Source organism: Vibrio sp. SSH13-20 (assembly GCF_040104475.1).
Taxonomy (GTDB): domain Bacteria; phylum Pseudomonadota; class Gammaproteobacteria; order Enterobacterales; family Vibrionaceae; genus Vibrio; species Vibrio harveyi.
On the sequence record NZ_JBECOU010000008.1, the window covers coordinates 64,131 to 79,339 of the forward strand.

The following is a 15,209-nucleotide window of genomic DNA, read 5'->3' on the forward strand; positions in this document are numbered from 1 at the left end:
GGTAAGATACCGAGTGGGATATAACTTTAAAAATGATTAACAGGTATTAGATAGATCTAAAATGAATATAAAAATGCGACTCGACTCTCGTTGATGACTGATTTAGCGTAATATTTAGGCGAAATTTTTCAATCATAGTGCCTAATGAGATCAAGCATATCCTTTCTATGCAAATAAATGACTTTTTCTTCTTGATAGCTGAAAACTTGATAAATCATCGCTTTGGCTACGTCTTGAGCATGAACGGGTACAAAGTTCGCCAATTTACCAAGCATAAGCGGACGAATTACCTTAGAAAGTGTCTGAACAACCTTTTCATCCGTACGAGGATTTTCTCGCTGTCCGACCAGAGGTCCGGGCCTTGCGAACACCACTTCTTCAAAGCCCATCCTCTCGATATTTTTTTCCATATGTCCTTTGCAAGCTAGATAATGGGATGAAGAAGACGCTTTTGCGCCTAGACTCGAAACCACAGCGATGCGTTTTACACCGATCATCTTCATTTGTTGAGCAACTTTACATACCAATTCGACGTCGATTTTTCGCAGAGCATCTTTGCTGCCAGCTTGTTTTAATGTGGTGCCGAGACAAATAAAACCGACGCGTGGAATCGGTTGCTGATCGTCCCAATCGTGGATTGTGAGCGCCGCGTCTAACAATGGGACAATTTTGTTATTTGGATCCTCGATACCAGTGATCGTTCGGCGGGAGAGAGAATATAGCGTTTCGATGCTAGGCTGTGAGACAAGTTTAGCCATGACTTCTTTCCCTACAAGACCTGTACCACCTGCAATAATCACACATGCGTTTGAATCGTTGTCCATTGTATCCTTCCTGTTTAAGAACAAGTGCTTAGGCTATTGTAGCGCATTTCTTCCACGAAGCTGCAGTCAGGTAGCTAATGTATGACACTTAATCAATCGAATTCAGTGAACCTAGCATCTCGAGGTTACTTGGGTATAGAAAGCTAAGCGAATAAAATACCCGCAAATAAAAAGACCCGCGGGACGAACGGGTCTTTTTTCCTAGGAGAATGATAAGGGTATGGATTGCCGCGATGGGCGTTGTTTGTTGGGCTTGCCTTTCTTAGCAGGGCGACGACTTTGATTGGCAAACATGGTTTCTCACTCTTTATGTCGGGGACAAGATCTGAATAGCATCACTCGTGCCAACATTGGAATGTTGTGGGTAAATCGGAACTAATCTAACAACCCTATAAGGAACAAAAAATCATTTTAAATCGACGAATGGAAATTAAAATTATTTATTATTCAGTTATATAGACCTGTTTCGATAGGTGGGCTGACTTTCGGTCTTACCTCTTAAAAGAAAGGTTCTCTTGTTTACATATGTGGTTTCATTGCTCGACTTTGTTTTTCTTCTATCGCTAAATGAGCAGGTTGAAATAATATTTTTATCAATATGACTGTCGAATTGACAAAAAGCGCTGTCAAAAAGAGAAAATCAGATGAAATTGCACGGGAGAGGGGTACACTTGTTCTCTCAATTTGTCGGGAGTCTCATTTCTCTCGCGGTTTTCTAAGACCAAGGACGTCGTATGAACATAGATCTCAGTACGCTTGCGCCAACGCAGGTGTACCATTTGATGACTCAAACTGTCATTCCTCGCCCAATCGCTTGGGTGCTCACAGACTCAGGTGAGCAAAACTTCAACTTAGCGCCATTTTCCTACTTTACTGCGGTCTCTAGCCGTCCACCTTTATTGATGATTTCTGTGGGAAAAAAGCCCAATGGGGACATCAAGGACACCACGCGAAATGCATTAGAAACCGGTAAGTTGGTTATCCATATTGCACCCAGCGATCTCGCGGATAAAGTCACTTTATCTTCTGCCACATTAGAACATGGGGAATCTGAACTAGAGACGACTCAACTTGAGACGGTTGATTTCCAAGGTTTCGAATTACCACGCCTAGAGGGCGCGCCAATTGCATTCGGCTGTAAGTTGCATGAAGTGATAGAGATGGGGGAGACACCGCAAAGTTTAATCTTTGCTGAGATTGAACACATTTATGTCGATGAGCGGGTCATATCCATGGAAGGTGATCGTTTAAAAGTCGACTCTCTAGCGGTTGACCCATTAGCAAGGCTTGGTGGAAATGAGTACGCCACGCTAGAAAAGACGTTCTCTGTTTCTCGACCAAAATAAAGAATAAGGAACCATCATCATGGATCGCTCTTTTGCCTCAGAAATTCAAGCTCGCATTGATAACAAAACCAAACCATTAGGCGCTCTTGGTTTGCTCGAAAAAGTGGCGCTAGAACTGGCGTTAATTCAAAGCCAAGATAAGCCTCAAGCGGTTGAAACAATAGTAATTCGCAAACCAACCATGTTGGTATTCGCTGGTGATCACGGTATCGCCGAAGAAGGGGTGAGCATTGCGCCAAGCGCTGTGACTCAGCAAATGGTGGCGAATTTTCTCGCTGGTGGCGCCGCCATTAATTGTTTCTGCGATCTCAACCAAATTGACTTTAAGGTCATTGATTGTGGCATGTTGTCACCGATCGATACCTTAGTTCCTGACTTTAAACATCATCCCAACTTGATTGAGAAACGTTTGGGAAATGGCACGGCAAACTTTGCTAAACAAACGGCGATGTCGTTAGAACAAGTCGCACTAGGCTTAGAATATGGTGCAAAGGTCGCGCAACAGGCGATTCTTAATGGCTCGAACTTGTTGATGTTTGGTGAAATGGGGGTTGGCAATACCAGTTCGGCATCGGCATTGTTAACAGCGTTGAGTCCATTGGAAGTCGACCATTGTGTTGGCTATGGTACGGGCATTACTCAAGAGCAGCTAAACCGCAAAATCAAGCTAGTCGCGCAAGGTGTGAATCGCTGCCGTGACCTTGATACCAAAGGCGCGTTGGCTCAAGTCGGTGGGTTCGAAATCGTGCAAATGGTTGGCGCATTCTTAGAAGCGAAACGCCATAAAACGCCAGTCTTGGTCGATGGATTTATCGTATCTGTAGCCGCTTATGTCGCGACTCTATTAGATGAAGAGACGCGAGATTACATGTTGTTTGCTCATAACTCAGAAGAGAATGGACACAAGTTTGTGCTGGAATGCTTACAAGCGGAGCCTCTCTTAGATCTTGGACTGCGCTTAGGTGAAGGAACCGGAGCAGCGCTTGCTTTGCCACTGGTAAAAGCGGCGGCTCAGTTTTACAACAACATGGCAAGTTTTGAGAGTGCGGGAGTGACGGTTTAGTGTCTGGTTCTGATAATACACTCCATTCAGAGACTCGTTCTTTGCGCTATCAGAGTGAGCTTTTCTTGCTCGCAGTCAGCTTTTTTAGCCGCATACCAGTACCTTCTGATTTACCTTACAGTGAAACGCGCATGAACCAAGCGGGGCGATACTTTGCTTTGGTCGGTGTGTTGCTAGGGCTACTGTGTGCAGCTGTGTTTTCACTGGCAAGTTTATTGTTCCCAAACTCAGTTGCCATCGTGTTAACCATGGCATTTAGCCTGCTGCTTACCGGCGCATTTCATGAGGACGGTTTAACGGATATGGCGGATGGCATTGGCGGTGGTATGACGTTAGAGCGCCGCTTAACCATCATGAAAGACAGCCGCATCGGGACGTACGGAGCGGCAACGCTAATGCTGGCGCTGCTGGCGAAGTTTGTATTTTGGAGCGAGTTAGCCAATGAGCCTCAGTTTTGGCTGATGATCGTCGTGGCGTACACCGTGAGCCGAGCACTGGCTGCCACTCTCATATATGACATGCCTTACGTTAGTGACGCGGACACCTCGAAAAGTAAACCGTTAGCGAATAAGCAATCGAGCTTAGAAGTCGCGATACTACTGTTCACAGGTGGGGTTGTCGCGCTGTTACTGGGCGTGACTCAGGCTGCTGTGATTGTATTGGTATTGACACTGTTTCGTGTCGGCTTTAAACGCTGGCTGACCAAACGTATCGGCGGATTTACCGGCGATTGCCTTGGTGCTGCGCAGCAGCTTGCAGAGTTGCTTGTTTATCTCACTCTTATCGCATTTAGTCATTCATTATGAAGCAACTTATTCTAGGTGGTGCGCGCTCAGGAAAATCGAGCTTAGCAGAGAGCAGGGCGCAACAATGGGCACAAAATAAAAACGGAACGCTTCACTATGTAGCGACGGCATTGCCTTTTGATGACGAGATGAGGCAGCGCATTGCTCATCATAAACTGCAGCGAGGGGCTGGGTGGATTGAACATGAATGTCCGCTTAACTTGCCTGAGCTAATTTGTGAGTTTTCGTCTCAAGATGTCGTGTTAGTTGACTGCCTTACGCTTTGGCTCAACAACTGGATCTTTGAACTCGATGATGACTGCAACAATGAGCGATTAGAGGAGCAAATTGAGTTGTTGGTGAATGCGGCAGCACAATCTGACGCGACGCTAATTTTTGTCTCTAATGAAGTCGGCATGGGCATTGTGCCGCTCGGCGCCGTCAGTCGTTACTTTGTCGATAATGCGGGACGGATGAATCAAAAACTGGCGACCGTATGTGAGCGAGTCACGTTTGTCGCTGCGGGCTTGCCGCTTGAGCTCAAACCACAGGAAGGGAAGAGATGAAAACGCTGAATATCTATTTACTGCGACACGGGAAAGTGAACGCAGCCCCAGGTTTACACGGACAAGCCGATTTAAAAGTCGATGAAGCTGAGCAACGCAAAATTGCGCAAGCTTGGCAACAGACGGGTCGAGAAGTAGAAGGGATCATCAGTTCTCCTTTGTCACGTTGTCACGATCTTGCTGAGATACTTGCTGAGCAGCAACTTTTGCCTTTAAGTGTGGAACCACAACTTCAAGAGTTGGATTTTGGTGATTTCGACGGCATCCCATTTGACATGCTTTCTGAGCACTGGAATAAGCTCGATGCGTTTTGGAAAGCACCGGCACAAAACACCTTACCGAATGCTGAGAGCTTGGATGATTTCTCTCATCGTGTAACTTGTGCTTGGTCTCAAATCATTAATGATATCAATGACAACTTGCTAATTGTCACGCATGGTGGCGTAATTAGAATGATTCTTGCCCATGTATTGGGTGTAGATTGGCGCAATCCGCGATGGTATTCGACATTAGCGATAGGAAATGCGTCAGTAACACATATAACAATTACCATCGATGATCAGATTTACGCCTCAGTTCGTTCGATAGGCGTACCACTATTTGAAAATTAGTCACGGAAGTAGCCAACGCTTGGATCTCTACCGAGTTTTAGAGAGAAAAGAGCTGGCTCGATTACATCAAAAGGAACCATAAATGACCGCTCCTAGCTGGGATTTATCCATCGTTTATAACGATCTCGCTGACCCACGAATTCAAGATGACATTGCCCTTGTAGAGCAATGCATTGACCTACTCAATAAACAGTCTGCTGATTGTAACTCTGTTGAAGTGATGCAAAACGCAATCTTAACCAGCGAGGCGGCAAGCCGTTTGGCTGGCACTATTGCGAACTTCGCAAACTGTTACGCGTCAGTGGATGCGACAAATGCAGAAGCGAAAGCACTGCTGGGTCGTATGACGCGTATTTTCTCTGAGCTTTCTCAAGCTTACAGTGCGTTTGAGCTTAAATTGACTCACGCTGATGAAGAGTTCATTACTCGCGTTTTGGATCATGAAAATCCAGACATCAGTGGTCAGGCGTTTTCAATCCTGAACTCACGCAAACTGGCTGACACACGCTTAAGCACCGAAGAAGAAAAGCTATTAGCGGCGATGAGCGTGGATGGAAAATCTGCGTGGGGTAAGTTATACAACAACCTCACGGGTTCTTTGAAAGTGAAGCTTGACTACGCTGATGGTGAAAGTGAAGAGCTTGGCTTCTCGCAAGCAGCAAGCATTCTTTATGGTTCTGAATTTGATCGCCAAGAAGCTGCATGGCGTGGTGTTCAGAAGGCGATGTCGACACACCAAGAGTCTTTTGCCTCTATCCTTAACGCGCTTTCAGGTTGGCGTTTAACAGAGAACAAAAAGCGTTCTACCAAACGTGATGTTCATTTCCTTGATCCAAGCTTGCATGGCAGCCGAATCAAAGCAGAAACGTTGGATGCCATGATGAAAGTCGCTAAAGACAGTCGTGAAATTGGTCAAAAAGCCGGTTTGCTAATGGCTAAGGTCCACGGTCTGGATGAGATGAAACCATGGAACCATCTTGCTGCGATGCCTGCTTTGAGTGGTGAAGCGAAAGTTTATCCCTTCGATGAAGCAATCGACGTCATTTGTGAAGCGTTTGAAACCGTGAATCCAGACATGTCCGAGTTTGTCCGCATGATGGTACAAAACGGCTGGATTGATGCCGCGCCTAATGCCAACAAACGCCTTGGCGCATACTGTACTAAGCTGCCAGCGACGCGTACGCCGCTCGTGTTTATGACGTGGAGTGGTAGCCGCTCAGACTTGATGACGCTTGCTCACGAGCTTGGTCATGCCTTCCACAACTGGGTGATTCGTGATTTGCCGCTTTGCCAAACGTACTACCCGATGACGTTGGCAGAAACAGCTTCAATTTTCGCTGAAAACATCGTTCGCGATCATCTGATTTCAAAAGCAGAAAGTGTGGATGATAAGCTCGAAATGCTGTGGGAAGAGCTCTCTTCGGCGTTGGCGCTGATGATCAATATTCCAGTTCGTTACGAGTTCGAAAAAGCTTTCTACGAGCGTCGCCAAGAGGGCGAACTGACAGCAGATGATTTCTGTGAGTTAATGTCAGAAGCGTGGAAAGATTGGTATGGCGATGTAATGAGCGAAGCTGACCCTTATTTCTGGGCGAGCAAACTGCACTTCTCAATTTCTGGTGTGAGTTTCTACAACTACCCATATCTGTTCGGCTTCTTGTTCAGTAAAGGTATCTACGCTCAACGTGAAGCTAAAGGAGAGCGTTTCTACGGCGATTACGTAGAACTGTTGCGCGATACTGGCAACATGATGGCTGAAGAGGTTGTAGACAAGCACCTTTCAATGGACCTGACGCAACCAGAATTCTGGCAGCAGAGTGTGGAGCTAGTTCGTGACAAAGTAGACGAATTTGAACGTTTACTCGCACAACGTGGTGAATAAACGCTAAAAGTTGATCAAATCATAATGATCTTCTTTAGGGCTGTGGTAAAGTTCACAGCCCTAACACTTTGTAATTGTTTAAAAAATAAACGCCTCAATGCTTGATTTGAGTGCATGGCGCGAAAAGGTATGGGATTTTAAATAAATTTGGTGGCTTCTACTCATAAGTGGGATCGCAACAACAAAAATCCTTTGTACAATTTATTAACATACCCGCCGTGCTATTAAGGAGTAACGCATGACGAAGTCTCTCTTTCGCCAATCGTTTTTAACTGACACGTTAGATGTTCATATTGATGTCGCGCCAGCGGAGCAGGTGCTGTCTAATGGTGTAAAACTTAAACTCTATCAGCGTGGTGTGCTAGAAGTGATTCCTGACGAATACACTCAGGAAACAAAGAACGTCATCATCTCTTGTGGTGTCCACGGGGATGAAACCGCACCGATGGAGCTGGTGGATTCAATTATCAAAGACATCGAATCTGGCTTCCAGAAAGTCGAGGCTCGATGCTTATTCATTATCGCTCACCCAGAATCGACCCTGGCGCACACGCGATTTTTAGAAGAAAACCTTAACCGACTGTTTGATGAGAAAGAGCACGAGCCAACCAAAGAGCTTGCGATTGCTGATACTCTTAAATTGTTAGTCAGAGATTTCTATCAAGATACGGCAGCGGAAACACGCTGGCACTTAGATTTGCACTGTGCGATCCGTGATTCAAAGCACTACACCTTTGCTGTGAGTCCGAAAACGCGTCATCCTGTTCGTAGCAAAGCTTTGATTGATTTTCTCGACAGTGCACATATTGAAGCAGTGCTACTGTCTAACTCGCCAACCAGCACATTCAGCTGGTTCAGTGCAGAGAACTACGGCGCGCAAGCTTTGACGATGGAACTTGGTCGTGTGGCTCGCATTGGTGAAAACGACTTAGACAAACTGACAGCATTCGATTTATCACTGCGTAACCTAATTGCAGAGGCGAAAGCTGAGCACTTGTCTAAGCCATGTATCAAGTACCGTGTGAGTCGTACGATTGTGCGCTTGCACGAAGATTTCGATTTCATGTTTGATGACAACGTCGAGAACTTCACCTCATTCGTTCACGGCGAAGTGTTTGGTCACGATGGTGACAAACCATTAATGGCGAAGAACGATAACGAAGCCGTTGTTTTCCCAAATCGCCACGTTGCGATTGGTCAACGCGCAGCATTAATGGTGTGTGAAGTGAAAACGCGCTACGAAGATGGCGAGTTAGTCTACGATTAATGCCATATCGCTTTAATTTCGGCGAATAAAGCGTAAGAACACATTTGCAATTTACCGAGGCTTAACTGTAAGGTTAAGCCTCGTTTGTATTTATCGGCTACTATGGATTTTCAACAACTTATCCTGAACAAGGAACGACGCTGGCAACGCAATCTTTTGATCATGTCAGTGATTCTCGTGCTGCTCTCTGCTATCCACTTGATGGTCGGAGAGGTATTCCTTTCTCCTTTTCAGTCTCTCTCTGCATTTGAACAAAAACTCTTGTTGGATTTACGCCTGCCACGCTTGGTTTCTGCCGCTATTATTGGTGCGGCTCTGGCGGTCTCTGGTGCGACCTTACAAGTTCTGCTTGGCAACGTATTAGCCGAACCCGGCGTTCTCGGGATCTCCGGTGGCGCGAGTTTGGCAATGGTGCTCGTCATGTTTGCCTTACCAGTTTTACCTTCACCGATGATCTTTATGTTGGCTGCCATTGCCGGTTCGATGTTGTTTACCGTCATATTGGTTGGTATCGCAAGGGCAATGCATCTCACTACCGCAAGGCTGTTGCTCGTCGGTGTTGCTTTGGGCATTCTGTCGAGCGCGATTGTGACGTGGGCATTCTACTTTAGCGATGACTTGAGCCTGCGTCAGTTAATGTATTGGCTAATGGGGAGCATTGGTGGAGCAAGTTGGTATCAGCACACGGTTACTTTGGTCATGCTACCTGTGCTAATTTGGCTCTGCTCCAAGGGCAAACCGCTTGATAAGTTGATGCTAGGGGAAATCCATGCCAATCAACTGGGTATTGATGTTCATCAGATGCGCTGGAAACTTATTTTGGCAATCTCCGTACTTGTTGGTGGTTCCGTTGCGTTGGGGGGGATCATTAGCTTCGTGGGCTTAGTCGTGCCGCATCTGCTTCGATTGGCGTTTGGTTCAGAAAACCGCTACCTGTTGCCTCTATCTGCAATATCTGGCGCAGCCTTATTGGTGTTTGCTGATATCGGCGCGCGTTTGTTACTTGATTCTGCTGAGCTGCCGCTTGGAGTGATGACCACTTCTATCGGTGCACCTATCTTCATTTGGATGCTGGTGAAAAGTCATGATGCACGTTAAGCACATCGCAGTGGGAAGTCGACTTCTACCGCTTTCCTTTGAATGTAAGCCGGGTGAGGTTGTTCATGTCGTGGGTCCAAACGGCTCAGGAAAGAGTACATTACTTGGCGCGATATCTGGCACTTTAACTCAGCGTGAAGGCGTGAGTGGGGAAGTACTTGTCGACAATAAAAACTTACTAGCAATGCCACTTTCAGAACAAGCGCATATTCGTGGGTATCTGTGTCAGCAATCAAGGCCCGCATTCAATGTTGATGTCTTTCAATACTTAGCACTTTCATTGCCAACTGGTGCCAATATCAGCGACGCGAAAGTACGAGATGCCGTTAATATTGTTATTGAGCTAGTACAACTGCAAGACAAGCTTCATCGAAGTATTCAGACATTATCCGGCGGTGAATGGCAGCGTGTCCGTTTAGCCGGAGTGTGTTTGCAAGTGTGGCGCACAATTAACCCTTACTCTCAGCTATTGATTTTGGATGAACCCGCAGCGCCGCTCGATATTGCCCAAGAAGGACTGCTATATCAGCTTATTAATGCCGTCGCTGCGCAAGGTATCGGGGTGTTGGTCGCAAACCACGACCTAAACCGAACGCTTAGGCATGCTGATAAAGTCTTGCTGCTCAATAACGGCGTATTGCATTCTTTAGGTCATGCAGATGAAGTACTCACGGAAGAGGGCTTGGCAGAAGTTTTCCAAACTCAGGTTCGTAAAGTCGTATTGGAAGATAGACCCTATTTGATTTTTGATTGAGGCGTATATTAAAGCGACGCTTCAAGACACTAACGTTTAACCATGACCCCAAATGGCGTCGGCTTGAGCTCTTTTTTGGAGAAAGGAATGAAAAAATACGTGATTGTGGCTCTAACGAGTTTGTCATCTATGGCATTTGCTCAAGAAGAAGCGATAGATTGTAATAACGCGGTCAGTACCCTAGAGATTAATCAGTGTGCAGCCATTGAGTTAGAGGCTGCTCAAAAGCAACTAAATAAGTATTTGGAAACGAGTTTCGAACATAATTCTTATGATCCTGAGCTGATTAAAGCGATTCAAGTTGCACAAAAAGATTGGCAAGCGTATGTGACGTCGCATTGTGATTCGGTATATACGCAGTGGCGTGAAGGGACAATTCGTGGCGTGATGGCTATTTCCTGCGAAACTCAATTAACTCAACAAAGAACTCACGAAATTTGGCAAAACTTCTTAACCTACATGGATAGTACGCCGCCGGTTTTACCCGAACCAAATGTTGAGTAGTGTTACTTAAACGCGGATAGATTCGTTTTTTAAAACGCGTCAACGTACTTAACCTCAACACGGCTTCTATCACGCTAAACGGTATAGCGGATGAGAGATACTGTTTAGCCCACTCAGGCAGTAAATGGGAAGTGTTTTATGCCAAAGAGGGCAAATGTGATTCAGAGCCTGATCGTAGGGCATTTTGCGGGTAAATTTAGCTGTAAGTTTCTTCTCTTGTTGGAGAGCTAGCACTTCTTTTGAGGACCGATAGTATGTTCCAAAGTCTCCTTCTAACTGAGATCCTTAAATCTGAGCTGAAAAACAACAATTTAATTGTTGAAACAACGAGTTGGCCGCCAAAATGCAATAAGCTCATTGTATTGCAATATCGGTTTGCCAAATCATATACTTTGGTCAATTATCGAGAATTGGAAGATGGGCATTATTGGTTCGCAGAGTACATTGATGGTGACGAATGTTTGGCATGTCGCTTTGATGTTCTTTAGCATCATTCTTTTGAATCATGTATTTCAAGCTTATGGCATTTAATAGAGAAGGAGTTCATTTGACGATTCCTACCTTGTACATTTTTTCTGGTCTTCCTGCGTCTGGTAAGTCGACGTTAGCAAAGCTATTAGCCGCAAGAGTTGGCGCGATGTATGTACGCGTCGACACTATAGAGCAAGGTCTACGTGATTTGTGTCATTTCAAGGTTGAAGGTGAGGGTTATCGGCTAAGTTACCGGATCATCCGAGATAACCTTGAACTTGGGTTGAGTTGTATCGCTGACTCTTGTAACCCCATAGAGCTTACACGGCATGAATGGCAGCAAGTGGCAACAAGCATGTCCGCTCACTTTGTTAACATAGAGATAAGTTGCTCGGATGAGAATGAGCATAAACAACGTGTTGATTCTCGTAAGAATGAAGTTGAGAACCTGCAGCTACCGAATTGGCAACAAGTAAAAGCTCGTCACTACGAGGCTTGGAAGACGGAAGTCGTCAAGATTGATACGGCAGCAGACAGTATCGAAACGTCGTTTGCCAAATTGGTCGAAAAGCTTGGTATTTGAATTTAGCATTCCTTTTATGATGGAGATTCGCCATGCACAAGCGAGATAATGGTCTCGATGCCCAGGGCTTTATCCGCAATGACTGTTCACCAGAAAATATTCAAATAGAGTTCCAACCAGTTGTTGAGGTCGTTGTTGGTGAGTTGATAACGCAACTTCCAAAACAAATAGATGGTATCTACTTGTACGGCAGCGTTCCCAGAGGCACAGCAATGCTGGGGCACTCAGATCTCGATGTTTCCGTAATACTGACCGCACCGGTGAGTCAAAATGAACTGGGCATATTCAACAAACTGTCTTCAAGCATCCCCAAAGCTTATCCGCAAATAAGCAAACTTGATATTGACCCAGGTGAGCGTCATCGTGTTCTAGACCCAAAAGAAAAATGCCATTGGCAATTTTGGCTCAAGCACTGTTGCTGCTGCATTTGGGGAAATGACTTATCAAAAGAGTTTGTGTCACATAAACCCAGCTTTGAAATCGCTGAAGCTCTCAATGATGACCTCGCGGTTTTTTTGGAGCAAATGAGTGGTCGTTTTGCGCAAATGAGTGACAAAGCGGTAGCAAAAGTGATTGGTAAGAAGTTGATAAGAGCTGCCTACTATTTTGTCGCTGAGAAGGACGGCAGTTGGTATATCAACTTGCCTGAATGTGTCGAAGTAGCGAGAAAATACTACCCAAATCAACATCAAGATATTGATCTTGCTTACCAATGTGCAATAGGCAACATAGCGTCCAAAATAGATGCCATCGCACTTTATCAGCGGTTAAGTCAATACATCAATGCTAGGGCTTTGCATAGTTGATTGTTTATCAAGAACGCTCAGAATAAAAAGCGCCCACAATATTGAGTATTGTGGGCGCTAAATTTTATCTGTAGTGCCTAATCGACGACTTACTGTGTAAGTGGCTTAAGGTCTGCAGGGCGGTAGTAAACCGATTTTAGAACCTTACCTTTACGTACCGTTTTGCCTTCAGATACAAAATCTTCTGCGCATTTAGCAATGATGTATTCGCCTTTTTGAACCGCCATCAGCTTGATGCCTTGTTCAGCGTAGAACGCTTCTGTTTCTGCGTATTCTTGCTCGTTACGGCACACTTTACTCATGTTGCTTGAATGTACTTCGTCCCAGCAAGGGATAAAGTCGATACCACGGTTCACCGCTACGTTAAGCAGTAGATCGATCAGGTAGCTGATCGCTAGGTTATCTTCAACTTTGCTGTCACCAAGGTGTACTAGACGACCCATTAGAACGTAAACGCTGTCAATGATTGCGTCTGCTTGCTCGGTTTTGCAATCCGCTTCCGCTAGTTCAGTAAGCTCTTCGATCGCAAGAGAAGTGTGTAGTGTATCTGCTTGTGCGTCTAGGCTTGCAACATCCGCCACTGGTAGGTCGAAAGTGCTACGGAACTCGGTGATGTCACGGTATAGGTGATCAAAAATCTCTTGGGTTAGCTTTGACAGTTGCATTCTAATGTCCATTGAATCGATTGAAGTCGCAATCATATCAAACCGAACTTTAATCCCCAAGCGATCCCATTCTAACTGGTTAGAATTCTGTCTCTTGGGGAGTGAGTCTTAGCGAAATAGGTAAGGGAAGAGCTTCTTACGTTCTTCCTCTGAAAGCGCTGAAACACGTGCAATATTGGTATCTGGAATGGACTCTGGATCAGGGTAGTGCTTAAGTACTTTTTCCATGCTCTCCTCACGGATCAAATGAAACACTGGGTATGGAGAGCGATTCGTCAGGTTTTCATCATCTTCTGGTTCTGCACCGCCAAAGCAGTAATCAGGATGGAAGGTGGCAACTTGGAAAATGCCTTCCCAATCTTGCTGTTTGATCAAACCTTCAACCCAATCAATGAAGAAGTTGTAATCCCAGAAATCTTGCAGCATGTTTGGAACCACAACCAAGGTTGTCTCCAGTTTTTCTGGCTCGGTATTACTGAGCTCGATCAGTTGCAGCAAAATGTCTTCAAGTAGAGCTTCTTCTTGCGAGGCTTCACTAACGAAGATTTTGATTTGTTTATTGCGCTGTGGCTTAGCAGCGAACGGGCAGAGATTTAACCCGATCACGACATCATTGAGCCATTGATTGACTTGCTCTGTGATCGCATTGATATCGGTGTTTGATGATTCTTGTGTTGAGCGCGTTGGCATACGACTTTCTTGCTTTTATGAATGTGGCGCAAGCATAGCAGACCAACGCCACAACATAAAATCAATAGGGCTTAACGCTTTATTAAGCCCTTATGTCTGCGTTATCGCCAGCGTCAATTCGCTCTGCGATGTGTTTTAAGAATGTGATAGCAGCGAACATGGCGATGTACAGTGCACTGCCGCCGATGAGTACACTCGACCAACCGCCGTTTTGCCAGCAATAGAGCAATAGGAATCCACCTAAACTGCCGCCAATATAGTAATGCACGAGATACAATGCGGTCGCCGTTGCTTTTGCTTGTGTTGCGTTTTGTCCAACCCAGCCGTAAGCAAGTGTGTGAGTGAAGAACGCGCCGAAGCTGATCAATAACAAACCTGTCAACATTGCAGGTATGCTTTCAATTACTGCGATCCACATGCCAGCCATACTGACGATAGAGCCTAAAAACATGCCAAGTATCGGTGAAAAGCGTTTACTCCAATGTCCGGCGCAGCGGGAAGAGAACGTACCACCTAGATAGCAAACAAAGATGAGAGAAGCTAACCCGACAGGCACATTATGTGGTGCACTGACCAAGCGGAATCCCATTACCGAATAAAGATTAACGAACAAGGCAAAGTTCAAACCGCCAATTAGCATAGCGAACCACACACGTTGATTTTTGAAGTGTCCGATTATAGCTTTATTGTGGTGCCTTAAACTGCTTGAAGAAGGGGTGAAGTTTTTCTGCTTTGGCAGCAAGTAATGCACGCTGACCACACCGATAAGGGTGAATAGCATCATAACTTCGATGGCGACATCGATGCTGAAGTTGTCTGCCAACAATCCTCCGCTGATACGTCCTGCGATTCCTCCCAATGAATTGGCTGCGATATAAGTACCGATCGCCATTGAAAATGCGTGTTTATCTAGCTCTTCCGCCATATAAGCAACGGCAACAGCTGCAAACGCGGCAAGCGCAACACCGATCAAAGCGCGACAAACCACTAAGAACAAAAACGAATCGCCAAGCAGCATTAATGCGGAGATAGCAGGGATCGAAAACAGACCAAACATCATTACAGGTTTGCGCCCAATCGATTCAGAGAGCACAGCCATCGGGACCAAGCTAAAGGAGAGAGCCAGTGTGGTGGCGGCGAATAGCCAGTTGACTTGCGTTTCCGAGATCTGAAAGTGCGCCGCAAAGCTTGGCAGCATCGGCTGAAGGAGATATAGGTTCGAGAAAACTAAAAACGAGCCGAGTGCCAGAGATAGCGTAATGCGTTTGTATTCCGGAGTGCCGAAACTGACCAT

17 protein-coding genes are annotated in these 15,209 nt (G+C 45.6%); 13 read left to right on the forward strand and 4 right to left on the reverse strand.

The genetic code is table 11. From position 1 onward, the window contains the following. Positions 1-128 precede the first annotated feature (128 nt). Complete coding sequence (locus tag ABMY42_RS21060; protein WP_349266742.1) at positions 129-824, reverse strand: NAD(P)H-binding protein; 696 nt, start codon at positions 822-824, stop codon at positions 129-131. 734 nt (positions 825-1,558) lie between these two features. Here ABMY42_RS21060 and ABMY42_RS21065 point away from each other — a divergent pair. From ABMY42_RS21065 to ABMY42_RS21125, 13 genes are all read left to right on the forward strand, one after another. Then, positions 1,559-2,170 carry a flavin reductase family protein gene (locus ABMY42_RS21065; RefSeq protein WP_349266743.1) on the forward strand — a complete coding sequence of 204 codons (612 nt, stop codon included), beginning with the start codon at positions 1,559-1,561 and terminating at the stop codon, positions 2,168-2,170. 19 nt (positions 2,171-2,189) lie between these two features. Further along, positions 2,190-3,233: a nicotinate-nucleotide--dimethylbenzimidazole phosphoribosyltransferase gene (gene cobT, locus ABMY42_RS21070; protein WP_349266744.1), complete on the forward strand. Its 1,044-nt coding sequence runs from the start codon at positions 2,190-2,192 to the stop codon at positions 3,231-3,233. Further along, positions 3,233-4,039 (forward strand): adenosylcobinamide-GDP ribazoletransferase, encoded by an 807-nt coding sequence (locus ABMY42_RS21075; RefSeq protein WP_349266745.1) that lies wholly within the window; start codon positions 3,233-3,235, stop codon positions 4,037-4,039. Before cobT ends, ABMY42_RS21075 begins: the two co-directional genes overlap by 1 nt. Then, positions 4,036-4,584, forward strand: a complete 549-nt coding sequence (cobU, locus tag ABMY42_RS21080) for a bifunctional adenosylcobinamide kinase/adenosylcobinamide-phosphate guanylyltransferase (RefSeq protein WP_039974535.1) — start codon at positions 4,036-4,038, stop codon at positions 4,582-4,584. The genes ABMY42_RS21075 and cobU overlap by 4 nt, the downstream gene beginning before the upstream one ends. Beyond that, on the forward strand, positions 4,581-5,195 hold the full coding sequence (gene cobC / locus ABMY42_RS21085; RefSeq protein ID WP_349266746.1) for an alpha-ribazole phosphatase: 615 nt from the start codon (positions 4,581-4,583) through the stop codon (positions 5,193-5,195). Before cobU ends, cobC begins: the two co-directional genes overlap by 4 nt. An 82-nt stretch (positions 5,196-5,277) precedes the next feature. Beyond that, complete coding sequence (locus ABMY42_RS21090) at positions 5,278-7,077, forward strand: M3 family oligoendopeptidase (RefSeq protein WP_349266747.1); 1,800 nt, start codon at positions 5,278-5,280, stop codon at positions 7,075-7,077. Positions 7,078-7,315: 238 nt separating this feature from the next. Then, entirely contained in the window at positions 7,316-8,344 is a 1,029-nt protein-coding gene (locus ABMY42_RS21095) for a succinylglutamate desuccinylase (RefSeq protein ID WP_005439838.1), read from the forward strand. A gap of 102 nt (positions 8,345-8,446) precedes the next feature. Further along, complete coding sequence (gene btuC / locus ABMY42_RS21100; RefSeq protein ID WP_349266748.1) at positions 8,447-9,442, forward strand: vitamin B12 ABC transporter permease BtuC; 996 nt, start codon at positions 8,447-8,449, stop codon at positions 9,440-9,442. Further along, positions 9,429-10,196 (forward strand): vitamin B12 ABC transporter ATP-binding protein BtuD, encoded by a 768-nt coding sequence (gene btuD / locus ABMY42_RS21105; protein WP_349266749.1) that lies wholly within the window; start codon positions 9,429-9,431, stop codon positions 10,194-10,196. Before btuC ends, btuD begins: the two co-directional genes overlap by 14 nt. A gap of 87 nt (positions 10,197-10,283) precedes the next feature. Continuing rightward, the gene (locus ABMY42_RS21110; RefSeq protein ID WP_009697380.1) at positions 10,284-10,700 is read left to right on the forward strand and encodes a lysozyme inhibitor LprI family protein; all 417 of its coding nucleotides are present in this window, start codon (positions 10,284-10,286) and stop codon (positions 10,698-10,700) included. A 254-nt stretch (positions 10,701-10,954) separates the two neighbouring features. Beyond that, positions 10,955-11,188 (forward strand): hypothetical protein, encoded by a 234-nt coding sequence (locus tag ABMY42_RS21115; RefSeq protein WP_017190310.1) that lies wholly within the window; start codon positions 10,955-10,957, stop codon positions 11,186-11,188. A gap of 59 nt (positions 11,189-11,247) precedes the next feature. After that, on the forward strand, positions 11,248-11,754 hold the full coding sequence (locus tag ABMY42_RS21120; protein WP_009697382.1) for an AAA family ATPase: 507 nt from the start codon (positions 11,248-11,250) through the stop codon (positions 11,752-11,754). A gap of 32 nt (positions 11,755-11,786) precedes the next feature. Further along, positions 11,787-12,560: a nucleotidyltransferase domain-containing protein gene (locus tag ABMY42_RS21125; RefSeq protein ID WP_349266750.1), complete on the forward strand. Its 774-nt coding sequence runs from the start codon at positions 11,787-11,789 to the stop codon at positions 12,558-12,560. Between the two features lie 89 nt (positions 12,561-12,649). Here the strand turns inward: ABMY42_RS21125 and ABMY42_RS21130 are convergent, their stop codons facing one another. From ABMY42_RS21130 to ABMY42_RS21140, 3 genes are all read right to left on the reverse strand, one after another. Next, positions 12,650-13,225 carry a nucleoside triphosphate pyrophosphohydrolase family protein gene (locus ABMY42_RS21130; RefSeq protein ID WP_005445519.1) on the reverse strand — a complete coding sequence of 192 codons (576 nt, stop codon included), beginning with the start codon at positions 13,223-13,225 and terminating at the stop codon, positions 12,650-12,652. A gap of 108 nt (positions 13,226-13,333) precedes the next feature. Further along, the gene (locus ABMY42_RS21135) at positions 13,334-13,915 is read right to left on the reverse strand and encodes a DUF1415 domain-containing protein (protein WP_010647584.1); all 582 of its coding nucleotides are present in this window, start codon (positions 13,913-13,915) and stop codon (positions 13,334-13,336) included. 82 nt (positions 13,916-13,997) lie between these two features. Continuing rightward, positions 13,998-15,209, reverse strand: a complete 1,212-nt coding sequence (locus ABMY42_RS21140; protein WP_069687224.1) for an MFS transporter — start codon at positions 15,207-15,209, stop codon at positions 13,998-14,000.